The 3,145-nt window shown below is 58.9% G+C and carries 4 protein-coding genes; 2 read left to right on the top strand and 2 right to left on the bottom strand.

From position 1 onward, the window contains the following. On the bottom strand, window positions 1-1,295 hold a 1,295-nt coding region (gene purB, locus NW838_RS11985), incomplete at its 3' end, for an adenylosuccinate lyase (RefSeq protein ID WP_414428103.1). 133 nt (window positions 1,296-1,428) lie between these two features. On the opposite strand from purB, the gene NW838_RS11990 reads away from it, so the two are divergent. Continuing rightward, window positions 1,429-2,010, top strand: a complete 582-nt coding sequence (locus tag NW838_RS11990) for a Uma2 family endonuclease (protein WP_011430559.1) — start codon at window positions 1,429-1,431, stop codon at window positions 2,008-2,010. Window positions 2,011-2,301: 291 nt separating this feature from the next. After that, the gene (locus NW838_RS11995; protein ID WP_414355902.1) at window positions 2,302-2,751 is read left to right on the top strand and encodes a tetratricopeptide repeat protein; all 450 of its coding nucleotides are present in this window, start codon (window positions 2,302-2,304) and stop codon (window positions 2,749-2,751) included. Here the strand turns inward: NW838_RS11995 and lipB are convergent. Continuing rightward, a partial coding sequence (lipB, locus tag NW838_RS12000) for a lipoyl(octanoyl) transferase LipB (RefSeq protein WP_414428104.1) occupies window positions 2,748-3,145 on the bottom strand: 398 nt, incomplete at its 5' end. The two genes, NW838_RS11995 and lipB, sit on opposite strands and share 4 nt — an antisense overlap.

Consider the following 3,145-nt stretch of genomic DNA (forward strand, 5'->3'; position numbering starts at 1 on the left):
CAAATGCCCAGGCGGGCAAAGATCTCGTCCAAATGGGTTAGGTGGCGCCGCGGATCAAAACAAGCCTGCAGTTCTGCCTCGCTCAGGTGGGCCATCACTCGGGGATCCGCCAGCAGATTGGCGCGAAAGTCCCCCTGCGGCTGGTTCCAGGCGCGATGAGCATTTTCCTGCACCAGGCGGTAAGCTTCCTCCCGGCTCAAGCCCTTCTCCACCAAGGCTAGAAGCACCTGCTGGCTGAAGATGACGCCGCCATAGATGTTGAGGTTGCGCTCCATGTTGCCGGTGTGAACCTGCAGGTGGCGCACCAGGTCGGCCATGTTCACCAGCAGGTAGTGGCAGAGAATGGAGGCATCGGGCAGGATAACCCGCTCCACCGAGCTGTGGGAGATGTCCCGCTCATGCCAAAGGGGGATGTTTTCCAGAGCCGGAAGGGTATACCCCCGCAGGAGGCGGGAAATCCCGGTTAGCTGTTCAGATTTGATGGGGTTGCGCTTGTGGGGCATGGCAGAGGATCCCTTTTGGCCGGGGGCAAAGTACTCCTCAGCCTCCAGTACCTCTGTTCGCTGCAGGTGGCGGATTTCAGTAGCAAAGCGCTCCAGCGAAGAGCCAATCAAAGCCAAGGTTTGCACGTATTCAGCGTGGCGATCCCGCGAGATTACCTGTGTCGAGGCTGTATCGGGCTTCAGGCCCAGGCGAGCGCAGGCCAACTGCTCCACCTGGGGAGGCACGTTGGCGTAGGTGCCCACGGCGCCAGAGATCTTGCCCACCGCCACCACTTCCCGCAGGCGAGCTAGGCGCTCTTGGTGGCGCAGGCACTCGGCCAGCCACCCTGCCAGCTTAAAGCCAAAGGTAATCGGCTCGGCGTGAACACCGTGGGTGCGGCCGATCATGAGGGTGTAGCGGTGCTGCCGAGCTTGGTCGCGGATAGCAGCGATGAGGTCGGCCAGGCGAGCTTGCAAGATCTCCACCGAGGCCACAAGCTGCAGGGCCAGGGCCGTATCCAACACATCCGAGCTGGTCAGGCCCAGGTGGATGTAGCGCCCTGCCTCGCCCACGTGCTCGTTGAGGTTGGTTAAGAAGGCAATAACATCGTGCTTCACTTCCGCCTCAATTTCCAAAACCCGCGCCGGGTCAAAGGCGGCTTTGGCTCTGATCTCCTGCAGGGCTTCTTGCGGGATCCGCCCCAGCTCCGCTTGCGCTTCACAGACGGCCAGCTCCACCTGCAGCCAGGTCTGGAGCTTGTGGGCAGTGGACCAAATCTGGCCCATTTCGGGCAGAGTGTAGCGCTCGATCAAGGTGCCTTTTCCGTCGGTACAGTAGGATGAGCTAGGCTATTTTAGCCTTTGGCGTCCCCCCTCGAGGAAAAGCCGCTGGGGGATCCCTGCGGGCTTGGCTTGCGGTGTCGAAGGAGCAGCAAGGAGTTTGCAGATGACCGTCGGAGCTGTGCCAACTCAGGGAAAAAGAGCTTGGACAGCCGAAGAATTCATGGCGTTGTCCAGGGAGGGACATCGCTACGAGATTGTTGATGGGAAGCCAATTGATATGGGAAGCGCGGGGGCACTCCATGGTTATGTCTGCAGCCTCCTATTGGCAGCTTTGACCCCCTACGTTTTGTCCAACAAGCTGGGGATCGTTTTAGATTCCAGCACTGCTTTTAAGATGAAGAGTGGAAATTGGCGCTCCCCTGACATCTCTTTTTTTGCTAAAGAACGCTTGCAGGGCATGGCTGAACTGCCCACAGGATTTTTGGAAGGCGCTCCAGATCTGGCTGTTGAAGTGCTTTCCCCCCGCAATACGGTTGAAGAAATTCATGACAAGCTGGTGGAGTACTTTGAAAATGGCAGCCGCCTGGTTTGGCTGGTTCACCCCAGCGAGCACTACGTCCTGGTGTATCGCAGCTCTCAAGAGCCTGACCGCCTCCTGAAATCGGTTGATCTTCTAGAAGGTGAAGAGGTTATTCCAGGATTTGCCCTGCCGGTGGCTCATCTATTCCAGAAGCTTTCCTTGTAACATCCCCCCGCCCTCACTCTAGCCAATAGAGCTTGGGCCTCCCAACCTTGCCATTGGGCATTCCTGCCCCGCGTCACAGAACGACTTGGCAGAGGAGTCGGTATCTCGACCCTGACTTTCCCGCCAGAGCGCGGAACTTGTAGCTCCCCGCACCCCTTGCAAGTTAAGTGCAGGGGGTTGCCCCTCTCGCCGACGGTCTATATTGAACTAGTTCGGGATCCGAAGAGGACGTCATTAGCGGTGCGGAGCACAATCAAGTGTCGATGGGGAAGGATAGCTCTGATAGGTTTCTTGGCAGCATTCCTCGCTCCTGCCCCTGCCATCTCTTTGCCTGCCTTCCCACCTCCTCCTGAGAAGACCTCGGCCCCAAACACCGCTTCCGAGTTCAACTGGCAGGGATCCCTCAAGTTGCTGCGGGGGGATCCCGTAGCTGCCCTGGCGGATCTGGATCGGGCGGTGCAGTTGGATCCCACCTATGCGCCGGCCTATGTGAACCGCAGCTACGTCTACAACCAGTTGCGCCAGCCGGAAGAAGCTCTGGCCGATGCGGAGCGGGCCATTCAGTTGAATGCAGGGATCCCAGAAGCCTACTTCAGCCGCGGCGTGGCCCACCTGCAACTGGGGGATCGAGAAGCGGCGATGGCCGACTTTCGCCAGGCGTTGGCTCTCTTCTCCAAGAGTGGCAACTTTGCCGACCGAACCATCACGCAACAACTGCTGCGCCAGTTGGGGGTGGATTAGCCTTGAGTCTTTAGAGACTTGCGTTCTCCCAACCACTCTGATAAGGAAACTTCCTGAGCTTGCAGCCCAAAGACCTGACAAAAGGACTTCACCACCACCGGGGCCACTGCCGCCATCGTTACTCGGGGACAAAACTGAACCAGGGATCCCACAGGTCGGCCGGGGATCCCACAGGGCACAATCGCCTCAAAGGCCGACAGATCGGGGCAGACATTCAAGGCAAAGCCATGGTAGGTCACCCAGCGGGAAACCTTGATGCCGATGGCCGCCACTTTGCGGCCCTGCACCCAAACTCCTGTCAAGCCAGGGATCCGCTCCCCCTGTAGGCCGAAGTGGGCCACAGTTTCAATAAGCACCTGCTCCAGTTGGCGCAGGTACCAGTGGAGATCCAGAC

The sequence above is a fragment of the Synechococcus sp. R55.2 genome (assembly GCF_047462075.1).
GTDB lineage: Bacteria > Cyanobacteriota > Cyanobacteriia > Thermostichales > Thermostichaceae > Thermostichus.

Coding starts and splice junctions, on each gene's coding strand:
- NW838_RS11990 (WP_011430559.1), top strand. CDS start 1,429: ATGACCGTCGGAGCTGTGCCAACTCAGGGAAAAAGAGCTTGGACAGCC.